Here is a 21,802-nt window from a genome sequence, read left to right as displayed (position 1 = left end):
CGGACCCGGTTCCGGTGGGCTGAGACTCGGAGCATGCGTTTCCACATCGATTGCGACACGGGCAACATGATCCAGGGTTGGATCGTGCCGGACAATCCGCTCGCCATCAGCCAGGTCGCCGTCTCGGCCGGGGGGCGGCGCATCGCCGTGATTCCCGCCTCGCTGTTCGACGAGAACTTCAAGCAGTTCGGCTGGCACTCCACCGGCCAGTGCACCTTCCGCGTCACCGAGGCGGAGGTGCCCGGCATCACGCAGATGACCGACCTCGAACTCTTCGATGCCGACACGAACGTCAGGGTCTATCGCCGCCTGCCCGACGAAGGGACGCTGCAGCAGCGCTTCCTGCTCATCAACACCGGGATCGAGCCCGAGACCGCGCTCCAGACGGCGCTGTTCCCCTACTTCCGGCATTGCCATTTCGGCCTGCACCGGCTGACCGACGAGGTGCTCACCAGCATCCTGGGCAGCGAGATCACGCCCTCGCTGTTCCTGTCGGGGGCGCTGATCGTGCCCCGCTACGAACATTACATGATGCCGGACATGATGCTCACCAGCATCATCGTCCAGGATCCCTATGTCGAGATGGCGACGCGGATGCTGTGGCTGCGCGACCGGGTGCCCGAAGCCGCCGACCCGGCCCGGCGCTGGCGCCTCGGACCCCTGGCGGAGGCGGCCGCCTTCGCGGCGGAGTACGACCTGACCGATGCGCGCAGCCTGAAGCGCTATTTCCGGATGCTGCCGGAATCGGCCTACCGGCTTCTCTACAATCCGCTGATCCGCCAGCTCGCCACCCGGATGCCGGAGGACCGGCTGTTCCCCGGCCACTCGATCGCCGCGATCGAGGTGATCGCCCGCGTCGGCATCGTCGGCCACCGGGAGCGGTTCGACGCCTTCGCCTCGAGCCTCATCGACCGGCTGGGGCTCGATATCCCCGTGCCCGTCGCCACCGACCTCCCGACCGAGACCGCCGACCTCGCGGACAGGCTCCGCACGGTGAAGGCGGTGCAGGAGATGCTGGTCTACGACGTCGCCCTCACCGATGCGGTGAAGGACACGGTCGACAAGATCTGGAAGGCGTGAGGATGACTCCCGACGCCGTCGGCCCGTCCCGCGCCGAGGGGGCGGATGGCCTGCGCCTGCCGGTCTCGTCCCTGCGCGGGCGGTGGGTCGACCTGCGGCTGGCGGACGACCCGGCCGCCGAGGCGATCGGGTTCGCCCTGGCCTTCGTCGGCCCGGACGGGCGCCCCGGCCCGCTGCTGCACGAGGAATCCCTCGGCGGGGGCGCCTATCTCTGGACCGGCCGCGTGCCGCCCGAGGCGGTGGAGCTCAGGATCGCCACCCGCCTCGGCAGGATGCCCGCGACCCTGCGCGAGACGCGCCTGCGCCGCCTCGCCCGGCCGTTCCTGATGCTGCGCGCCCTGCGGCGGGCGCCGGGGCTGGCGATGACGGCGCTCAAATGGCGCCTCCTCGGCAAGAAGGTCCGCGCCCGCGGCCTGCTGGAGCGCGCCCTGAACGGCCGGCGCGAGACCGGCTATCCCCGCTGGATCGCGGCCCACCGGAGGCGCGCTCCGGAGCGCGCCGCCATCGCCGCCGAGATCGCGGGATGGGGCGATCCGCCCCTCGTGTCGGTGCTGATGCCGGTGCACGACCCGTCCCCGAAGGTGCTGCGGGCTGCCCTCGCCTCCCTGAGGGCGCAGATCTATCCCCATTGGGAACTCTGCGCCGTCGACGACGCCTCCACCGATCCGGCGATCCCGCGTCTCCTCGCCCGCGCCGCCGCCGCCGACCCGCGCATCCGCGTGCTCCGGCGGAGCGAGAACGGCCATATCGCGCGGGCCACCAACGACGCGCTGGCCATGGCCGGCGGCGCGTGGTGCGCCTTCCTGGACCACGACGACATGCTCGCCGAGGACGCCCTCTACGAGATCGCCCGTGCCGCCCGCGAGGATCCCGGCCTCGTCCTCGTCTACAGCGACGAGGACAAGATCGACGGACGGGGGCGCCGGTTCGAGCCGCATTTCAAGGCGGATTTCGACCGGGAGATGCTCTACGGCCAGAACTACATCAACCACCTCACCGCGATCCGCACCGAGGCCCTGCGCGGGATCGGGGGCCTGCGGCCCGGCTTCGAGGGCAGCCAGGATCACGACCTGCTCCTGCGCCTGACGGCCGGGCTCGATCGGTCGCGCATCCGCCATGTGCCGCGCGTGCTCTACCATTGGCGCGCGGCGGGGGGCTCCGGCACCTTCTCCGACCGGGCGCTGGCCAGGGTCGAGGGGGCGCGGCTGCGCGCCCTGGAGGAGGTGGCGGCGCCCCTCGGCGCCCGCGCCGAGCGCGGCCCGGAGGGGTTCAACCGCCTCGTCCATCCCCTGCCCTCGCCCCCGCCGAAGGTCTCGGTAATCATCCCGACCCGCGACCGCGCCGACCTGCTGCGGACGACCCTCGACGGGCTCCTCGGCGCCACCGACTACCCGGACATCGAGGTGGTGATCGTCGACAACGACAGCCGCGAGCCCGCCACGGCGTCGCTTTTCGCCGAGCTGTCGGCCGAGTCCCGGGTGCGGGTGGTGCCCGTCCCCGGCCCGTTCAACTTCTCCGACCTGTCGAACCGGGGCGCGGCGGCGGCGGCGGGGCCGGTGCTGCTGTTCCTGAACAACGACATCGAGGTGATCGAGCCGGGCTGGCTCACCGAGATGGTGCGGCAGGCCCTGCGCCCGGAGATCGGGGCGGTCGGCGCCAAGCTGCTCTACCCCGACCGGACGATCCAGCACGGGGGCATCGTGCTCGGCATCGACGGCGTCGCCGGGCACAGCCATCTCGGCATGCCGGATGCCGACCCCGGCTACTTCGCCCGCATGGTGCTGGCGCATGAGGTCTCTGCGGTGACGGGCGCCTGCCTCGCGATGCGGGCCGCCGTGTTCGCCGAGGTCGGCGGGTTCGACGCCCAGGCGCTGAAGGTCGCCTTCAACGACGTCGACCTCTGCCTGCGAACCCGCGAGGCCGGCTACCGGGTCGTCTGGACGCCCTTCGCCAAGCTGATCCACCACGAATCGAAGAGCCGCGGCCCCGAGGACACGCCCGAGAAGAAGGCGCGGTTCGAGGCCGAGACGCGGGTGATGCTCGGCCGCTGGGGCGCGCAGCTGCGCGCCGACCCCTATTACAACGTCAACCTGTCCCGGAACTCGGCCCATTACCGGGTGTGATGCCGCGACCGGACCCGGAGAGGGCAGCGATGGTCACGAGACCGCTGAAGCGATGGCTGCGCAGGCTGCTCGGGACCGCCAAGCCCCCGCCCGGCGTGGTCGGCCATGTCGACATCGCCTGCGAGACCTTCGTAAAGGGCTGGGCCCTCGACACCGCCGATCGCGACCGGGCGGTCGGCATCGAGATCCTGCATAGGGGCGCCGTGGTCGCGCGCGGGGTGACGGACATCGCCCGCGACGACGTCGCCAAGGCCGGGCACGGCAAGCTCCTCACCGGCTTCCGTTTCGACCTCCCCGCCGGAATCGCCTTCGCGCAGGGCGACACGGTGGAGATCCGCGACGCCGACAGCGGCAGGCCGATCCTCGGAAGCCCCGTGCGGGTCGACGTCAACCCGAACTTCGTCCGCTTCCGCGACCGGCTGCGGACCCTGCCCCAGGCGAGCGCGGACCGGTTCATGCGCCGCCACGGCCGGGCCGACGCGCCCGCGATCAGCGTGATCATGCCGGTCTACAACACGCCGGCCGCGTGGCTCGAACAGGCCATCGCCAGCGTCACCGCCCAGTGGCACCCGCGCTGGGAGCTGGTCTGCGTCGACGATTGCTCCACCGACCCCGAGACGGCCGCGATCCTCGCCCGCCACGCCGCCGCGGAAAGCCGCATCACCCTCGTCCGGACCGCGACGAACGGCGGGATCGCGAAGGCGACGAATGCCGGCCTCGCGGCGGCCTCGCACGACATCGTCGCCTTCATGGACCACGACGACGTGCTGGAGCCCTCGGCCCTCCATGCCATGGCGATGGCCTTCCTGCGCGAGGAGGTCGATTTCGCCTACAGCGACGAGGTCGTGACCGACGAGAACACAGACCATTTCCTCGAATTCTCTGGCCGCCCCGCCCTCTCCTTCGATTACTACCTCTGCCACCCCTACTTCGTGCATTTCGTCGCCTGCCGGAAAGCGCTCGCCCAGGCAGCCGGCGGATTCGACGAGAGCTTGGCGGTGTCGCAGGACGTGGATTTCGTCCTGCGGGCGCTGGAGCGGGCGAGGACCGTCGCCCATGTGCCGCTCTTCCTCTACCGCTGGCGAACGCATCGCACGAGCACCGGCCACGGCAAGGCGGATCAGGTCACCGGCAACACCAGCCGGGCGCTGGCGCGATCCCTGGCGCGGGTCCATCCCGGCTGCGCGGTGGTGCCGGGCCACACCTTCAACACCTACCGGGTGATCTGGCCCGACGTGCCGGGCAGGACCCTGATCGTCGTCCCGACCAAGAACGCCCTGGCCTTCCTCGAGACGACCGTCGCCTCGATCGAGCGGCACACCGACAGGGCCGAGTACGACCTCGTCATCGTCGATCACGACTCCGACGATCCGGCGACGCGGCGCTATCTCTCGCGGCTGGAGGAAGAGGGACGGGCGCGCATCCACCCGTACCGGGGGCGGTTCAACTTCTCGCGGATGAACAACGAGGCCGTGCGGGCCTTCGGCGGGGATGTCCCCTTCCTGCTGTTCCTGAACAACGACGTCGAGATCGTCTCGGACGGCTGGCTCGGCCGGCTGCGCTCCCTGGCCGGGCGCCGGGACGTCGGCGCCGTCGGGCCGATGCTGATCTACGGCAACGACCTCGTGCAGCATGCCGGCGTCATCGTCGGCTTCAACGGGCCGGCCGAGCACGCGATGAAGCTCGCCCCGGCCTATCACGACCGTGTGCGCAACGCCGGCCCGAACGCCGTCCTGACCTCGACCCGCGACGTCTCGGCGGTGACCGCCGCCTGCCTGATGACGCGGCGCGCGGTCTTCGAGGCGGTCGACGGCTTCGACGAGTCGCTCGATATCGGCTTCAACGACACCGACCTCTGCCTGCGAATCGGCGCGCGGGGATACCGGGTGCTCTACGACGGCGACGTGGTGATCCGGCACTACGAATCCGCGACGCGCAACGCCGCCGAGGCCCTGCTAAAGCACCCCGAGAACACCGCCGCGTTCACGGCGCGCTGGCAGGCACTGATCGCGGCGGGCGACCCCTTCTACAATCCGCAATTCGCATCCGAGGGGAGCGACCATGTGTTGCGCCGCAACAAGCCCGTGCCGAAACAACTGACGCCGCGCCTGCGACCGGCCGGGTTGGCGAACGGGGGCTTAACCGGCGGCAAAAGCTTGGCCGCGTTCGCGGAATCGGTGTCTGACTGAGCAGATTGTCGCGCGCACGCGGGTGCGCCCAGTGGGCGGCGGCACTGCGGGGCCGCTATGCTTGCAATGAAGGTTGCAGCGCGGGCAGACATGCCGCAAGAGGCAGTCCCGGTCGGAATCGCAACGGGCGACGGGGGTGGGCAGCCGGCGATGAGCGCGAACACATCCATTTCCTCCAGCGCCGGTCTCGAGCGCGACGCACAACGCGCCATGGGCGACCACAAGGTCGCGCCCAGCGAGATCGCCATGGGCGTCGTCATCGGACGCGCCTCCGAGTATTTCGATTTCTTCGTGTTCGGCATCGCCTGCGTGCTGGTGTTCCCGAAGGTGTTCTTCCCCTTCGTCGACGCGCATACCGGCACGCTCTACGCCTTCGGCATCTTCGCCCTGGCCTTCATCGCCCGCCCCTTCGGCACGGCGCTGTTCATGGCGATCGACCGTCGGCACGGGCGCGGCGTGAAGCTCACCACCGCCCTCTTCCTCCTCGGCGGCTCCACCGCCGCGATCAGCTTCCTGCCCCGCTACGAGTCGATCGGCATCTCCTCGGTCTACCTGCTGGCGGCTCTGCGGGTGATGCAGGGGCTGGCGCTCGGCGGCGCCTGGGACGGCCTCGCCTCGCTGCTGGCCCTCAACGCCCCGAAGGAGCGGCGCGGCTGGTACGCCATGATCCCCCAGCTCGGCGCGCCGATCGGCTTCATGGTGGCCAGCGCCCTGTTCTCCTTCTTCCTCGTGAACCTCTCCGCCGAGGACTTCATCGACTGGGGCTGGCGCTTCCCGTTCTACTGCGCCTTCACCATCAACGTCGTGGCGCTGTTCGCCCGCCTGCGCCTCGTGGCGACGGACGAGTTCGCGCGCATGATGGACAGCGACCGGCTGCAGCCGGTGCCGGTGCTGGACCTGTTCCGCCACCACCTGAAGGACGTGCTCCTCGGGGCCTTCGTGCCGCTCGCCGCCTTCGCCCTGTTCCACCTCGTGACGATCTTCCCGATCGCGTGGCTCACCCTCAACAACACCGACCGGTCGCCGGGCGAGTTCCTGATGGTGCAGTTCTCCGGGGCGATCATCTGCGCCGGCGCCGTCGCCGCCTCGGGGCTGATCGCCGACCAGATCGGCCGTCGCTCCGCCCTGATCATGAGCGCCAGCCTGATCGGCCTGTTCGCCCTCGGCTCGATCCTCGCGCCGCTGCTGTTCGGCGAGAGCGCCATCGGCCAGACGATCTACGTGACCACCGGGTTCATGTTGCTCGGCCTCGCCTACGGGCAATCCTCCGGCGCGGTCACGGCGCGGCTCGGCAAGCGCTACCGCTACACCGGCGCGGCGCTGACCTCGGATTTCGCGTGGCTGTTCGGCGCCGGTTTCGCGCCGCTGGTCGCCCTCTACCTCGCGGACCGCTTCGGTCTCGCCCTGGTCGGGGTCTACCTGCTGTCGGGCGCGGTCTGCTCCCTGGCCGCCCTGTTCATCGACCGGTCCGAGATGCGGCAGATGTGAGCCTTGGCCGCGCCGGATCCGGTGCGGCCATGTTGCCGAGTTGTGTGAGGGGCCGGGTCCGCCGGCCGGCGATGCCGCGCCTGCGGCACGGGATGACGAGACGAGAGCAGTGAGTTCTTCGACCCTTCGACCGGACCACACCATCGCCCACGGCCGACGCCGCGGTGCCCTGCGCCGTTTCGCGCCGCTGATCGCGCTGCCGCCGCTGATGACCCTGCTCGGCGGCTGCAACCTCGTGGTGCTGCACCCGGCCGGCTTCGTCGCCGAGCAGCAGCGCAACCTCGTCCTGGCCTCCACCGGCCTGATGCTGCTGATCATCGTGCCGGTGATCGCCTGCACGCTGTTCTTCGCGTGGCACTTCCGGGCCACGAACGAGGACGCCGTCTACGATCCCGACTGGCACCACTCGACCCAGCTCGAGGTGCTGATCTGGACGGCGCCGCTCCTCATCATCATCGCGCTGGGCGCCCTGACCTGGATCGGCACCCACACCCTCGATCCGTTCCGGCCCCTGACCCGCCTGGACGCCAAGCGCGAGCTGCCGGCCAATGTCGAGCCGCTTCAGGTCGAGGCGATCGCCATGGATTGGAAGTGGCTGTTCCTCTACCCGCAATACGGGATCGCCACGGTCAACGAGCTGGCCGTCCCGGTGGACCGGCCGGTGACCTTCAAGATCACCGCGACGGACGTGATGAACACGTTCTACGTGCCGACCCTGGCGGGCATGATCTACGCCATGCCGGGCATGGAGACGAAGCTCCACGCGGTGGTCAACAGGGCCGTCGACTCGGAGGGCCGCTCGGCCCACTACAGCGGCGCCGGCTTCTCGAACATGTTCTTCAAGTTCCGCGGCGTCGCGGACAAGGATTTCGACGCCTGGGTCGCCAAGGCCAAGGCCGAGGGGGGCGACCTCAACCAGGACGCCTATCTGAAGCTCTCCGAGCCGACGGAGTCCGAGCCGGCCCGCTACTACAAGTCCTATGCCGAGGGCCTCTACGGCAAGATCATCGGCCTGTGCACGCGGCCCGGCCAGATGTGCATGGCGGAGATGATGGCCATCGACGCCCGCGGCGGCCAGGGCGGCGCCGAGGGCGAGGAGAACTACAAGCGGCTGCAATACGACAACCACTTCGCCCGGGAAGGCCACGAGGCGCCGGGCGCGACGGGGCCGGCCTCCGGGACCGGGCCGCATGGCCAGACGCAGCCGGAGGGCATGAAGCCGCGCCCGGACATGGGCAACCCCGACTCGCGGGGCGAGGCGCCGGACAAAGCAAAGCCTGAGACCGGAAGCGGTTCGCCCGACGGCGGGCAGGTCGCTCCCAAGCAGATCAGTCAGTGACGCCACTCAACCAGTGACGAAGTGAACCAGTGAGGCGGGCCGGCGCGAAGGATATCTAAGATCCAACGCGACGGTCGCCTTCGAACCTTCTGAACGGTCGGATTCAATGTTCGATAACGTCAATCTCCAGCAGCTGATCTTCGGTCGATTTACCCTCGACGAGATTCCGTATCACGAGCCGATCCTCGTCGGCACCTTCGCCGGCGTGGCGGTGGTGGGCTTGGCCGTGCTCGCCACGATCACCTATTTCCGCTTCTGGGGACCCCTGTGGCGGGATTGGGTGACGTCGATCGACCACAAGAAGATCGGCATCATGTACTGCATCTTCGCGCTGATCATGCTGCTGCGCGGCTTCGCCGACGCGCTGATGATGCGCGCGCAGCAATCCATCGCCTTCGGTGACCAGCAGGGCTTCCTGCCGCCCCACCACTACGATCAGATTTTCACCGCCCACGGGATGATCATGATCTTCTTCGTGGCGATGCCGTTCGTCACGGGGCTCATGAACTTCGCCGTGCCGCTGCAGATCGGCGCCCGCGACGTGGCCTTCCCGTTCCTGAACAATTTCAGCTTCTGGATGACCGTGTCCGGCGGCATGCTGGTGATGGTCTCGCTCTTCGTCGGCGAGTTCTCCCGCGCCACCTGGCTCGCCTACCCGCCCCTGTCGGGGGCGGCGATGAGCCCCGGCGTCGGTGTCGACTACTACATCTGGGCGTTGCAGATCGCCGGCGTGGGCACGACGCTCTCAGGCATCAACCTGATCGCGACCATCGTGAAGATGCGCGCGCCGGGCCTGACCATGATGAAGCTGCCGATCTTCGTGTGGTCGTCGCTCTGCACGAACATCCTGATCGTGGCCGCCTTCCCGATCCTCACCGCCGTTCTCGTGCTCCTGTCCCTCGACCGCTACCTCGGGATGCACTTCTTCACGAACGACCTCGGCGGCAACTCGATGTTGTACTTCAACCTCATCTGGATTTGGGGTCACCCGGAAGTCTACATCCTGATCCTGCCGGCCTTCGGCGTGTTCTCGGAGATCACCTCGACCTTCTGCGGCAAGCGGCTGTTCGGCTACACCTCGATGGTCTACGCGCTGGTGGTCATCACCATCCTCGCCTACCTCGTGTGGCTGCACCACTTCTTCACCATGGGCTCGGGCGCCGACGTGAACTCGTTCTTCGGGATCACGACGATGATCATCTCGATCCCGACGGGGGCGAAGATCTTCAACTGGATGTTCACGATGTACCGTGGCCGCATCCGGTTCGAGGTGCCGATGATGTGGGTGGTGGCGTTCATCGTCACCTTCGTCATCGGCGGCATGACCGGCGTGCTGCTGGCCGTGCCCCCGGCCGACTTCGTGCTCCACAACTCGCTGTTCCTGATCGCCCACTTCCACAACGTGATCATCGGCGGCGTGCTGTTCGGCATGTTCGCGGGCGTCACCTTCTGGTTCCCGAAGGCGTTCGGCTTCAAGCTGGACGAGTTCTGGGGGAAGATGGCCCTCTACCTCTGGGTGTCGGGCTTCTACCTCGCCTTCATGCCGCTCTACGTGCTCGGCCTGATGGGCGTGACCCGCAGGATGCAGCATTTCGACGACCCGTCGCTGCAGCCGTGGTTCATCGCCGCCGCGTTCGGCGCCCTGCTGATCGCGGGCGGCATCGGCAGCCAGATCATCATGTTCGTGGTCTCGATCCGCCGCCGCGAGGAACTGCGCGACCTGACCGGCGACCCGTGGGGCGGCCGGACGCTCGAATGGTCGACCTCGTCGCCGCCGCCGGACTACAACTTCGCCTTCACGCCGGTGGTGCACGATTCCGACGCGTGGTGGGACATGAAGGCCCGCGGCTTCAGCCGGCCGACCGGCGGCTACCGGCCGATCCACATGCCCAAGAACACGGCGGCGGGGGCGATCCTGGCGGCGCTGAGCTTCATCCTCGGCTTCGCCATGGTCTGGTACATCTGGTGGCTCGCCGCCCTGTCCTTCGTGGCCCTGATCGTCACGGCCATCGTCCACACCTTCAACTACGACCGCGAGTACTACATCCCCGCCGAGACGGTCGCGCGGGAAGAGGCCAAGCGGATGCGCGAACTGGAGCTGGCGTAATCCGATGATGCACACCGACACCGCCCCGCCCGGTACGGCTGCGCCGGTCTTCTTCGCCACGGAGGAGGAAGGCCACCACAGCGAAGGCTCGACGATGCTCGGGTTCTGGCTGTACCTGATGAGCGACTGCCTGATCTTCGCGACGCTGTTCGCGACGTACGGCGTGCTCGGGCGCAACTACGCGGCGGGGCCTTCGCAGAAGGACCTGTTCGACCTCACGGGCATCGCGGTGAACACCGCGATGCTGCTGTTCTCCTCCATCACCTATGGCTTCGCCATGCTGGAGATGGACAAGGACAACCAGCGCCGGACGCAGCTATGGCTGGCCGTCACCGGCCTGTTCGGCGTCGCCTTCGTGACGCTGGAAATCCGTGAGTTCGTCCACCTGTTCCACGAGGGCGCGCCCCCGTGGCGCAGTGCCTTCCTCTCCTCGTTCTACACCCTGGTCTCGACCCACGGGCTGCACGTCTCGTTCGGCATCCTCTGGCTCGTGACCCTGATGATCCAGGTCCAGAAACACGGGCTGGTCGCGGCCAACAAGCGCCGGCTGATGTGCCTGTCGATGTTCTGGCACTTCCTCGACCTGATCTGGATCGGGGTGTTCACCGTCGTCTACCTGATAGGAGTGCTCGAATGAGCGCGGATTCCACCCACGCTCACGGCGCTTCCGATCACGGCCATGCCCACACCGAGGGCGGCCACGGCAGCGTGAAGGCCTACGTGACGGGCTTCGTCCTGTCCGTGATCCTGACGGTGATCCCGTTCTGGCTGGTGATGGGCAACACCCTCGACAACAGCCTCGTCACGACGCTGGTGGTGCTGGTCCTCGGCGGGGTGCAGATGGTCGTGCACCTCGTCTACTTCCTGCACATGAACACGAAGTCCGAGGGCGGCTGGACCTTCATGGCGATGATCTTCACCGTCACGCTGGTCGCCATCCTGCTCTCCGGCTCGGTGTGGGTGATGTACCACATGAACCGGAACATGATGCCGGCGGCCCACCACGAGCTGCTGCAAAAGATGCGGTGACGGGCCCGCCCGTCCCGGGGCCCCTCCGTCACTGCGAGCGAAGCGAAGCAATCCAGGGACGCGCCGAGGCTTGAGAACGTCCCGCCACCCTGGATTGCTTCACTGCGTTCGCAATGACGGCGGAGTGCCAGGATGAGGAAGAGGGTGGGAACAGGGGTGGCTGCGGACATGCGCACCGGTCCTTCCTCCCCCTCCCCCACGCCGCTCCGCCGGGTCGTCTTCGGCCTCGGGGCGGCGTTCGTGTTCCTGACCCTCCTCGGCCTCGGGACGTGGCAGGTCCAGCGCCGCGCCTGGAAGCTCGACCTGATCGCCCGGACGGAGGCGCGGGTTCATGCGCCCGCCGTGCCGGCACCCTCCCCCGCCGTTTGGGCGCAGGTCGGCCCCGATGACGCCTACCGGCACGTCACCCTCTCCGGCCGGCTCCTCAACGACCGCGAGACGTGGGTGCAGGCGGTGACCGAGTATGGCGCCGGCTTCTGGGTGCTCACGCCCCTGCGGCGGGAGGACGGGAGCCTCGTCCTCGTGAACCGCGGCTTCGTGCCGGGGGATCGGAAGGATCCGGCGAGCCGGCCCGAGGGGCAGGTCGCGGGGCCGGTGACGGTCACGGGTCTGCTGCGCCTCACCGAACCCGGCGGCGCCTTCCTGCGCGCGAACGATCCGGCGGCGAATCGCTGGTACTCGCGGGACGTGGCCGCCATCGCCGCCGCGCGGGGGCTCTCCGACGTCGCCCCCTATTTCGTGGATGCCGACGCCGCGCCGAATCCCGGCGGGCTTCCCGTCGGCGGCCTGACCGTGGTGTCCTTCCCGAACAACCACCTCGTCTATGCGGTCACGTGGTACGGGCTGGCGCTGATGCTCGGCGGCTTCTTTGTCTATCGCCGTGTCGCGCGGCGCGGGCGCCCGTCTTTCGGGGAGTAGCCCGCGCCGAACGCCCGGCTATAATGGCCTGACAAGAACGGACACGAGTCACGCCATGACCTCCCGCATCCCGGATTTCGCCACGTTGCCACTGTCCGGGGCTCTTGCCGGCGATCCGCTGGCCGTCGCGGCTCCCGCCGTGGGCGAGCCGTGGATGACGCCCGAGGGCATCCCGGTGAAGGGCCATTACGGGCCGCAGGACCGGGACGGCATCGAGTTCCTGAACACCTGGCCGGGTCTCGCGCCGTTCCTGCGCGGACCCTACCCGACCATGTACGTCACCCAGCCCTGGACGATCCGGCAATATGCCGGCTTCTCCACGGCCGAGGATTCGAACGCCTTCTACCGGCGCAACCTCGCGGCGGGGCAGAAGGGCCTGTCCGTCGCCTTCGACCTCGCGACCCACCGGGGCTACGATTCCGACCACCCCCGCGTCTCCGGCGATGTCGGCATGGCGGGCGTGGCGATCGATTCGATCTACGACATGCGCACGCTCTTCTCGGGCATCCCGCTCGACGAGATGACCGTGTCGATGACGATGAACGGCGCGGTGCTGCCGATCCTCGCCCTCTACATCGTGGCCGCCGAAGAGCAGGGTGTGCCGCCGCAGAAGCTCGCGGGCACGATCCAGAACGATATTCTCAAGGAGTTCATGGTCCGCAATACCTACATCTATCCCCCCAAGGGATCGATGCGGATCATTTCGGACATCTTCGCCTATACCTCGAAGAACATGCCCAAGTTCAACTCGATCTCGATTTCCGGCTACCACATGCAGGAAGCCGGGGCGACGAACGACCTCGAACTCGCCTACACGCTGGCCGACGGCGTCGAGTACATCAAGGCGGGCCTCGCGGCCGGGCTGACCATCGACCAGTTCGCCCCGCGCCTGTCGTTCTTCTGGGCGATCTCGACCAACTTCTTCATGGAAGTCGCCAAGATGCGGGCGGCCCGCCTGATCTGGGCGAAGCTCGTGAAGGCATTCGATCCGAAGTCGGACAAGTCCCTGGCTTTGCGCACCCATTCGCAGACGTCGGGCTGGTCGCTCACCGCGCAGGACGTGTTCACCAACGTCACCCGCACCAACATCGAGGCGATGGCGGCGACGCAGGGCGGCACGCAATCGCTGCACACCAACGCGCTGGACGAGGCGCTGGCCCTGCCGACCGACTTCTCGGCGCGCATCGCCCGCAACACCCAGCTGTTCCTGCAGCAGGAGAGCGGCACCACCCGGATCGTCGATCCGTGGGGCGGCTCCTACTACGTCGAGAAGCTCACCGCCGACATGGTGGCCCGCGCCTGGGAGCATATCCGCGAGGTCGATTCGCTGGGCGGCATGGCCAAGGCGATCGAGGCGGGCATCCCGAAGCTGCGCATCGAGGAGGCCGCCGCCCGCGCCCAGGCGCGGATCGATTCCGGCCGCCAGACCATCGTCGGCGTGAACAAGTTCCGGGCCGACGACGAGATGGCGATCGAGCTGCTGCGGGTCGACAACGGCAATGTCCGCCGCCTGCAGATCGACAAGCTGAAGCGCCTGCGCTCCGAGCGCGACGAGGCCGAGGTCGCGAGCCGGCTCGACGCCCTGACGAAGGCCGCCGAGGGCAGCGGCAACCTGCTCGAACTCGCCGTGGACGCGGCCCGCGCCAAGGCGACGGTGGGCGAGATTTCCGAGGCACTGGAGAAGGCCTGGGGCCGCCACCGGGCGGAGATCCGCTCGATCTCCGGGGTGTACAAGCGCGAGGTGGGACACATGTCGCCGGTGGTCGAGGAAGTGCGCACCCTGGTCGAGGCCTTCGAGGAATCGGATGGGCGCCGCCCGCGCATCCTCGTCGCCAAGATGGGCCAGGACGGGCACGACCGGGGCCAGAAGGTGATCGCCTCGGCCTTCGCCGATCTGGGCTTCGACGTGGATATCGGGCCGCTCTTCGCCACCCCGGCCGAGGCCGCGCGGCAGGCGGTGGAGAACGACGTGCACATCGTCGGCGTCTCGTCGCTGGCGGCGGGCCACCTCACCCTGGTGCCGGAGCTGAAGGCGGCGCTGGCCGAGCAGGGCCGGGACGACGTGATGATCGCGGTCGGCGGCGTCATCCCGCCGGGGGATTACGATGCGCTGCGCGCGGCCGGCGCCTCCGCGATCTTCCCGCCGGGCACGGTCATCGCCGAGGCGGCGGTGCACCTGATCCGCGAGCTGAACGCACGCCTCGGCTACGAGACGCGGGAAGCGGCGGAGTAGACGGCTCCTGACGGTCTTTTTCGTCTTTGCGAGCGTCAGCGAAGCAATCCAGGGTAGCGGGACGTTTCCGAACCGTAGCGGATCCCTGGATTGCTTCGCTGCGCTCGCAAAGACGGGGGTGGTTGCCGTCCCGCACAGACAATCAGGATGAGGTCGCGGTGGGGATGGGCGTCGCGCCCGCCTCTCAGTTCAGCGCCTGCGGGTCGCCCTCGGTGAGGAAGGCGGCGATCTCGCGGAGGAACTGCATCCGGTTCTTCTCCATCATCACCGTGTGCGTGCCCTCGCCGAGTTCCACGAACCGCTTGTAGGGGGCGTGCGTCAGCTTCGCGAAGTATTCCTGCGCCTGATAGCTCGGCAGGTCCGCGTCCCACTCGGCGTGGATGATCAGCACCGGCACCGTGATCGCGCCCGGATCGTACAGGGCCTTGCCCGCCGCCCAGTAATCCTCCTTGTCGGCCACCGTGCCGTTCGGCGCGCGCAGCACCGGCGGCGATTGCTTGGCCCCCACCGCGTCGGTGGCGAAGGTGGCGTCCGCCCATTGCTCGAACCAGCCCGGCGGGATCAGGTCGGCCTTCTTGTCCTCGGGGACGCCGGTCAGCCAGCGCGTCCTGGCGCTGTCGCGACTGACGCTGCGATAGGCGGGGATTTTCCCATCGCCCGCCGCCATCAGCGAGGGCGTGCGCGCCAGCCATTGCGGGGCGTAGAGGACGAGGCGGTTCACCTTGTCGTTGTGGGTGCTCGTGTAGAGGCCCATGGTCGAGGTGCCCCAGGACCAGCCCATCAGGTCGATCTTGTCGACGCCGCGCCGCTTGCGGATGAAATCCACCACCTGCCCGACCACGGCCGCCGCGTCCGGCGTGCGCATGAAGGCCGGGTTGTCGGCGGCTGGAGCGCTCATCTGCGACGGGCGCCCGGATTGGCCGTAGCCGGGGAGATCGACGAGATAGACGTCGAAGCCCTGGGCGGCGAGGTAATCCATGGCCGACATCCCCGCCAGCGGCAGGTCGAAGGCCGTGGAGGCGGGGTAGGTCGAGCCGTGGACGAAGAGCAGGATGCGCTCGCCGGGGAAGGTGTTCTGCCCCGCCGGGTGCTTGTTGCGTACGTAGATGTCGACGCCCGCCTCGCCCGCCCACGGCAGGCGGAACTCCTCCCGGTCGAGGCGCCCGGCCGGCGCCGCGCCCGAGGCCGGGGCGATCGTCGCGGCGAGGCCGGCGGCCGCCAGGGTTCCGAACAGGCGGCGGCGCGGCATCGCCGGCCCCTGGCCATCATGTGATCGATCCATCGAATCCTCTCAACCGCCTCTCCCGGGCGGATGGGGGATCGAAGCCCGTCGCCGCAAGTAACGCAAGGAGAATACTTGGCGATACTTTGAATTGAATTGCTACCTGTCACCGCGCGGGGCGGGTGACGGCGCCTCTCCGGACTGGCACAAGGGCCCTACCTTGGCAGGCAGAACGCTTCGGAGGCCCGCACCGATGACGCTGACGACGATCGACACGACGCCGTACCCGGACCAGAAGCCCGGCACGTCCGGCCTGCGCAAGAAGGTGCCGGTGTTCCGGCAGCGGCACTACGTCGAGAACTTCGTCCAGGCGATCTTCGATTCGATCCCCGACAAGGCCGGCAAGACCCTGGTGCTGGGCGGCGACGGGCGCTTCCTCAACCGCGAGGTGGTGCAGACCATCCTGAAGCTCGCCGCCGGCAACGGGTTCGGGCGGGTGCTGGTCGGGCGCGGCGGCCTGCTCTCGACGCCCGCCGCCTCCTGCGTCATCCGCAAGCACAAGGCGATCGGCGGGATCATCCTCTCGGCGAGCCACAATCCCGGCGGCCCGGAGGGCGATTTCGGCATCAAATTCAACGCCGCCAACGGCGGCCCCGCCCCCGAATCGCTGACCGACGCCATCTTCGCCCGGGCCAAGGCGATCACCCGCTTCACCCTGGTCGAGGGCCCGGACCTCGACGTCGACCGGCTCGGCGAGACGAGCCTCGGCGCCATGGCGGTGGAGGTGATCGACCCGGTCGCCGACTATGCCGAATTGATGCGCGACCTCATCGACTTCGAGTCGGTCTCCGCGCTGTTCGCCTCGGGCTTCCGGATGCGCTTCGACGCGATGAGCGCGGTGACCGGCCCCTACGCGACGGCGATCCTCGAAGGGATGCTCGGCGCGCCGAAGGGCACGGTGGTCAACGCGGAGCCGAAGGAGGATTTCGGCGGCCACCACCCGGACCCGAACCCGGTCCATTGCCACGACCTCTACGACCTCATGCAGGGGCCGGACGCTCCCGATTTCGGCGCCGCCTCGGACGGCGACGGTGATCGCAATATGATCGTGGCCCCCGGCCTGTTCGTGACCCCGAGCGACAGCCTCGCCCTGCTCACCGCCCACGCCCACCGGGCGCCGGGCTACGCGGAGGGCCTGAAGGGTGTCGCCCGCTCGATGCCGACGAGCCGCGCCGCCGACCGGGTCGCCGCGTCCCTCGGCATCCCCGCCTACGAGACGCCGACCGGCTGGAAGTTCTTCGGCAACCTCCTCGATGCCGGGCTCATCACCCTGTGCGGCGAGGAGAGCGCGGGCACCGGCTCGAACCATGTCCGTGAGAAGGACGGCCTCTGGGCCGTGCTCCTCTGGCTCAACATCCTCGCCGCCACGGGGGAGCGGGCCGACGCCCTGGTGCGCGCCCATTGGCAGGCCTTCGGCCGCGACTACTACGCCCGCCACGACTACGAGGAGGTCGATGCCGACGCCGCCAACGGCCTGATGCAGGCGCTGCGCGACAAACTCGCGAGCCTGCCCGGCACGCGGATCGGCGACCTGACCGTCTCCTCGGCCGACGAGTTCGCCTATCGCGATCCGGTCGACGGCTCGCTGACCGAGCGCCAGGGCCTCCGCATCGCCTTCGCGGAGGATGCGCGGGTGGTGTTCCGCCTCTCCGGCACCGGCACCGCCGGGGCGACGCTCCGGGTCTATCTCGAGCGCTACGAGAACGACCCCGCCCGCCTCGACCGTCCCGTCGCGGAGGTGCTGGCCCCCGTCGTCGCCGCCGCGCGGGCCATCGCCGAGATCGAACCGCGCACCGGCCGGGCCGAGCCGAGCGTCGTGACCTGAGGGCCTGGCCGGACAGGTCGCGATGCTTCCCCCCCAACGACCTCATCCTGAGGTGCCGGAGCGGAGCGGAGGCCTCGAAGGAGGCCTCCAGGGGGCGCAGTGCCTTCTGGAGCCCTCCTTCGAGGCCGCTTCGCGGCACCTCAGGATGAGGGGGATTGATGGGAGCCATCGGCTTTTCGGCCGGGCTCAGGGGCGCCTGCGTCCTTTTAATCCCATCCCTGACAGGAAATTTAATATCGCCGCCACGGTTGAGTCCTACATGACAATTCCATGACACCCGCCTTCGCGGCGTGTGTCGGGCACGGGGGCGCAAGCGAGCGATGAACGTCCATGTCCGGCCGGATCAGGGCCGTGAGACCGAGCTTCTGCGGACGCGGCGGCTGTGCAAGATCGCGGCGTCGCCCCTCTCCTACGTGCGGGGCTCGACCGCCCGCTTCTACGAATGGCTCGCGGATTTTCCGCCGGACGCCCTCCCCGAGGGGCCGCCGGTCTGGATCTGCGGGGATTGCCACCTCGGCAACATCGGCGCCCTGGCCGATTCCGAGGGCCGGGTGCGGATGCAGATCCGCGACCTCGACCAAGCCGTCGTCAGCAATCCCGCCTACGACCTCGTGCGGCTCACCCTCTCGCTGGTGACGGCCGGCCTCACCGCGCCCCTCTCCGGCATCGCCGTGGCGCGGATGATCGAGGCCATCGCCATGGGCTACATCGCCGGCCTCGAGGATCCCGAGGGGGAGGATCCGGGCGGCGAGGAATCCGCCATCGTCAAGACGACCCGGAGCCGGGCGCTCGGCCGGCGCTGGCGCCACCTGTCTGAGGAGCGCCTGCGGGGCAAGTCCGCGCGCCTGCCCCGGGGCAAGCGGTTCCTCGACCTCTCGCCGGACGAGGAGGCGGCCTTCGAGGCCCTCCTGGGCGAACCCGGCTTCCGCACGCGGGTCCTCGGCCTGGAGCCCGACGGCGACGAGGATCTCGACCTCATCGATGCTGCCTACTGGATCAAGGGCTGCTCGTCGCTCGGCAAGATGCGGCTCGCCGGCCTCATGCGCATCGGCGGGGCGAAGGACCGCGCCAAGGTGGCGCTGATCGACGTGAAGGAGGCGGTCCCTCACCTCGCCCCTGCCGCCTCCGGCGCGTCGATGCCCGAGGACCATGCGCGGCGGGTCGTGCAGGGCGCCCGCGCGCTGTCGCCGGCCCTGGGCGAGCGGATGATCGCCGCCCATGTGGGCGAGACCCCGGTGATCGTGCGCGAATTGCTGCCGCAGGATTTGAAGATCGTCGCCGAGCAGTTCTCGAAGGACGAGGGCGTGCGCGTGGCCCGCAGCCTCGCGGCGGTGGTCGGCCGGGCGCACGGGCGGCAACTGACGCCGGAGGCGCGCCATGCGTGGCGGCGCCATGTCGAGGCCGACGGCTGGCACGAGCGTGCGCCGCACTGGTTGTGGACCTCCGTGACGACGCTGATGGGCCAGCACCAGAGCGGCTACCTCGCCCATTGCCGCGATGTCGCCCGCGACAAGAGCCTCGCCGCCTATCTCTGAGCGCGATGTCCCGCCGCGATGCTCGTTGACCCCACGATCGACGTCTTCCTCACGCGCCTCGCCCTGAGCTTCGGCGCGGCCTTCCTCCTGGGGTGGAACCGGGAGGAGCTGGGTCATCCGGCGGGCCTGCGCACCCATGTGCTGATCTGCCTGGCCGCCTGCACGGCGATGCAGCTCGGCGTCTGGCTGCTCGCCGAGACCGGCCCGACCGGGAATTCCCTGTTCCGGCTCGATCTGATGCGCCTCGCCCAGGGCGTGCTCGCGGGGATCGGCTTCATCGGCGCGGGCACGATCCTGAAGCAGGGCAACATCGTCCGTGGCGTCACGACGGCGGCGACGGTCTGGCTGGTGACGGTGATCGGCCTCTGCTTCGGCGCGGGCGCCTGGCGGCTCGGCCTCTGCGCCACGGGCGCCACCCTCGCGACCCTCCAGGGGCTCGGCTGGGTCGAGACGGCGCTGAAGCAGCGCGGTTACGGCACGGTGACGGTGCAGTTCGACCCGCGCGAAACCTCCCCCACCGCCCTGTTGAGCCTCCTCGGGTCGATGGGCTTCAAGATCGGCTCCCGCAGCCTGGAAATGACGGACGGCGACGGAAAGCTGTGCTGCGTCGGCGCCTTCAGGGGCGAGGAGACCGCGTGGTCCCTCCAGCTCGTGGAAGGCCTGCGCCGCGCGCCCGGGGTCGGACGGGTGGGCTGGGAGGAGATGGGCTGACGGTTGACCCGGCGGCCCGTCTCCCGTATGGAACCGGCCGTCGACGGGGCTCCTCAACGGGGCCCCGCGGCGTTTTACGCGACCCGTGGGCCGGCTTCGGCCGCCCTGTCGTCCCGGACCTTGAGGTATCGGGAAGAGGAGGGCGCGTTCCTCAATTCTCATCCCGAGAGGACGCGAAGTCATGTCGAAGCGGATTCAGGCGAAGCATAAGCTCGACCGCCGCATGGGCCAGAACATCTGGGGCCGCCCGAAGAGCCCCGTGAACCGCCGCGAATACGGCCCCGGCCAGCACGGCCAGCGCCGCAAGGGCAAGATGAGCGACTTCGGCACGCAGCTGCGCGCCAAGCAGAAGCTCAAGGGCTATTACGGCAATATCACCGAGAAGCAGTTCCGCCGCTACTACGCCGAGGCGATCCGCCAGCGCGGCGATTCGGGCGAGAACCTGATCGGCCTGCTGGAGCGCCGCCTGGACGCGGTGGTGTACCGCTCGAAGTTCGTCGCCACCCCCTTCGCCGCCCGCCAGTTCGTGAACCACGGGCACATCAAGGTGAACGGCGTGCGCGTCAACATCCCGAGCTACCAGGTGAAGGCCGGCGACCTGATCGAGGTCAAGGAATCCTCCCGCCAGCTCGAGATCGTCATCGTGGCGAGCCAGCTCGCCGAGCGCGATGTGCCGGACTACATCGAGGTGGACCACGCCAAGATGACCGCCCGCGTCACCCGCGTGCCGGGCCTCTCCGAGGTGCCCTACCCGGTGCAGATGGAGCCGAACCTCGTGATCGAGTTCTACTCGCGCTGAGGTCCTTCCCGGCCGGACGGATACAGGGGGCTGCCTTCGGGCGGCCCCTTTTTCGTTGGGGGAGGCCCCTCAGCAGCCGTGGCAGATGGAGCTCATCGTCCGGTGCATCTTGGCGTCCCAGGCCTTGGAGCGGGCTTCGGCGGCCTTCTGGGCCTTGATCATCTCGGCCTCGGTCGCCGCCGGCTTGGCCTGGGTCTCGGCGGGGGCATTGCGCGGGGGCGGCATGGTCCGGCCCGTCGCGGCGATGGAGCGGCCGGGCTTCGGTCCGGCTTCGGGGGCTTGAGCCAGGGCCGGACCGGCGGCCAGCAGCGCCGCCACCGCGAGGGCGCGCCGCAGGGCGAGGCTGGACGAGACGAACATCGACATGAGACCGTACTCCCGGCGGATCACCGCCTTCCCGCGAGCCTGCGCATGATCCTATCCGATCCCGCCCCGAAGGCCATGGCATGACGCCGACAAACGCGCCTTCGCCGGACGCGGTCCCGGACCGGCGCTCCGCCGTGGCCGGCGCGCTGCGGCGCTTGGCCCCGCGCCTGCCGCCCTTCGAAGCCGGCGTCGTGCTCGATCGGGCGCTGGCGAGCCCCGGCCTGCGTGGGGCTGCCCCGGAGAATGCCGCGCGCCTCGCGCTGATCGCCTATGCCCGCCACGTCTTCACGGAGTACGACGACCTCCTGGCGGACGGCTACGACCGCGATAGCGCCCGGCACTTCGTGCTCGACGACCTCAACGCGGCCCTGGCCGGGTGGGGCGCCGCGCCCGTGCCGGAGGATGCGGAGGACGCGGCCGAGGGCGGCCCGCGCGAGGGCGAACCATGAGCCGGTCGCCACCCGTCCCGCGATGAGGTAGGAGCCCGCAGCGCCCGAGCGGCGCGCCGGAAGGAGAGTTGGACCTCATGAAGATCAGCGCACGCAACGTCCTCAAGGGCACCGTCGTCTCGATCGACAAGGGCGCCACCACCGCGCATGTGAAGATCGAGATCAGCCCCGGCCAGGTCGTCACGGCCGCGATCACCAACGAGGCGGTCGACAGCCTGAAGCTCGTGACCGGCGGCCCGGCCTATGCCGTCGTCAAGGCCTCCGACGTCATGGTCGCCGTCGACTGAATGAATGTGAGTTCGCGAGCCGCTTCCGCGACAGGCGGGGGC

18 protein-coding genes are annotated in these 21,802 nt (G+C 69.1%); 16 read left to right on the top strand and 2 right to left on the bottom strand.

Features of this window, described 5'->3' with window-relative positions; genetic code table 11:
* The first annotated feature begins 33 nt into the window (after positions 1-33).
* The 10 genes from ACS5Q7_RS02790 to scpA all read left to right on the top strand — a co-directional run bounded on the left by ACS5Q7_RS02790 (position 34) and on the right by scpA (position 14,506).
* On the top strand, positions 34-1,080 hold the full coding sequence (locus ACS5Q7_RS02790; RefSeq protein ID WP_478337885.1) for a hypothetical protein: 1,047 nt from the start codon (positions 34-36) through the stop codon (positions 1,078-1,080).
* A 2-nt stretch (positions 1,081-1,082) separates the two neighbouring features.
* Positions 1,083-3,203: a glycosyltransferase family 2 protein gene (locus tag ACS5Q7_RS02785; RefSeq protein WP_478337884.1), complete on the top strand. Its 2,121-nt coding sequence runs from the start codon at positions 1,083-1,085 to the stop codon at positions 3,201-3,203.
* A 29-nt stretch (positions 3,204-3,232) separates the two neighbouring features.
* A complete protein-coding gene (locus tag ACS5Q7_RS02780; RefSeq protein WP_478337883.1) occupies positions 3,233-5,392 on the top strand; it encodes a glycosyltransferase family 2 protein in 2,160 nt (719 codons plus the stop codon).
* A gap of 150 nt (positions 5,393-5,542) precedes the next feature.
* Positions 5,543-6,880, top strand: coding sequence for an MFS transporter (locus ACS5Q7_RS02775; RefSeq protein ID WP_478337882.1), 1,338 nt, complete (start codon positions 5,543-5,545; stop codon positions 6,878-6,880).
* Positions 6,881-6,989: 109 nt separating this feature from the next.
* Positions 6,990-8,219 carry a ubiquinol oxidase subunit II gene (gene cyoA, locus ACS5Q7_RS02770; protein WP_478337881.1) on the top strand — a complete coding sequence of 410 codons (1,230 nt, stop codon included), beginning with the start codon at positions 6,990-6,992 and terminating at the stop codon, positions 8,217-8,219.
* 106 nt (positions 8,220-8,325) lie between these two features.
* Complete coding sequence (cyoB, locus tag ACS5Q7_RS02765; RefSeq protein ID WP_478337880.1) at positions 8,326-10,326, top strand: cytochrome o ubiquinol oxidase subunit I; 2,001 nt, start codon at positions 8,326-8,328, stop codon at positions 10,324-10,326.
* Between the two features lie 4 nt (positions 10,327-10,330).
* Positions 10,331-10,963: a cytochrome o ubiquinol oxidase subunit III gene (cyoC, locus tag ACS5Q7_RS02760; protein ID WP_478337879.1), complete on the top strand. Its 633-nt coding sequence runs from the start codon at positions 10,331-10,333 to the stop codon at positions 10,961-10,963.
* The gene (cyoD, locus tag ACS5Q7_RS02755) at positions 10,960-11,355 is read left to right on the top strand and encodes a cytochrome o ubiquinol oxidase subunit IV (RefSeq protein ID WP_478337878.1); all 396 of its coding nucleotides are present in this window, start codon (positions 10,960-10,962) and stop codon (positions 11,353-11,355) included. Before cyoC ends, cyoD begins: the two co-directional genes overlap by 4 nt.
* A 168-nt stretch (positions 11,356-11,523) precedes the next feature.
* Complete coding sequence (locus ACS5Q7_RS02750; protein ID WP_478337877.1) at positions 11,524-12,273, top strand: SURF1 family protein; 750 nt, start codon at positions 11,524-11,526, stop codon at positions 12,271-12,273.
* Positions 12,274-12,328: 55 nt separating this feature from the next.
* Positions 12,329-14,506 (top strand): methylmalonyl-CoA mutase, encoded by a 2,178-nt coding sequence (scpA, locus tag ACS5Q7_RS02745; protein ID WP_478337876.1) that lies wholly within the window; start codon positions 12,329-12,331, stop codon positions 14,504-14,506.
* A 184-nt stretch (positions 14,507-14,690) separates the two neighbouring features.
* On the opposite strand, the gene ACS5Q7_RS02740 is transcribed toward scpA, so the two are convergent.
* The gene (locus tag ACS5Q7_RS02740) at positions 14,691-15,788 is read right to left on the bottom strand and encodes an alpha/beta hydrolase (protein ID WP_478337875.1); all 1,098 of its coding nucleotides are present in this window, start codon (positions 15,786-15,788) and stop codon (positions 14,691-14,693) included.
* A gap of 193 nt (positions 15,789-15,981) precedes the next feature.
* Between ACS5Q7_RS02740 and ACS5Q7_RS02735 the strand changes: the two genes are divergently transcribed.
* From ACS5Q7_RS02735 to rpsD, 4 genes are all read left to right on the top strand, one after another.
* Entirely contained in the window at positions 15,982-17,613 is a 1,632-nt protein-coding gene (locus ACS5Q7_RS02735) for an alpha-D-glucose phosphate-specific phosphoglucomutase (RefSeq protein ID WP_478337874.1), read from the top strand.
* 320 nt (positions 17,614-17,933) lie between these two features.
* Complete coding sequence (locus tag ACS5Q7_RS02730; RefSeq protein ID WP_478337873.1) at positions 17,934-19,148, top strand: DUF2252 family protein; 1,215 nt, start codon at positions 17,934-17,936, stop codon at positions 19,146-19,148.
* Positions 19,149-19,166: 18 nt separating this feature from the next.
* Positions 19,167-19,859 carry an MgtC/SapB family protein gene (locus ACS5Q7_RS02725; RefSeq protein ID WP_478337872.1) on the top strand — a complete coding sequence of 231 codons (693 nt, stop codon included), beginning with the start codon at positions 19,167-19,169 and terminating at the stop codon, positions 19,857-19,859.
* 181 nt (positions 19,860-20,040) lie between these two features.
* Complete coding sequence (gene rpsD / locus ACS5Q7_RS02720; protein WP_238249136.1) at positions 20,041-20,658, top strand: 30S ribosomal protein S4; 618 nt, start codon at positions 20,041-20,043, stop codon at positions 20,656-20,658.
* 69 nt (positions 20,659-20,727) lie between these two features.
* Here rpsD and ACS5Q7_RS02715 read toward each other — a convergent pair whose 3' ends face one another.
* Positions 20,728-21,024 (bottom strand): hypothetical protein, encoded by a 297-nt coding sequence (locus ACS5Q7_RS02715; protein WP_478337871.1) that lies wholly within the window; start codon positions 21,022-21,024, stop codon positions 20,728-20,730.
* A gap of 80 nt (positions 21,025-21,104) precedes the next feature.
* Between ACS5Q7_RS02715 and ACS5Q7_RS02710 the strand changes: the two genes are divergently transcribed.
* Positions 21,105-21,473: a DUF2293 domain-containing protein gene (locus ACS5Q7_RS02710; RefSeq protein ID WP_478337870.1), complete on the top strand. Its 369-nt coding sequence runs from the start codon at positions 21,105-21,107 to the stop codon at positions 21,471-21,473.
* A 77-nt stretch (positions 21,474-21,550) separates the two neighbouring features.
* Positions 21,551-21,760, top strand: a complete 210-nt coding sequence (locus ACS5Q7_RS02705) for a TOBE domain-containing protein (RefSeq protein WP_478337869.1) — start codon at positions 21,551-21,553, stop codon at positions 21,758-21,760.
* Positions 21,761-21,802 lie beyond the last annotated feature (42 nt).

Source organism: Methylobacterium sp. Gmos3 (assembly GCF_056430985.1).
This window is presented reverse-complemented; position numbering and strand designations above follow the sequence as displayed.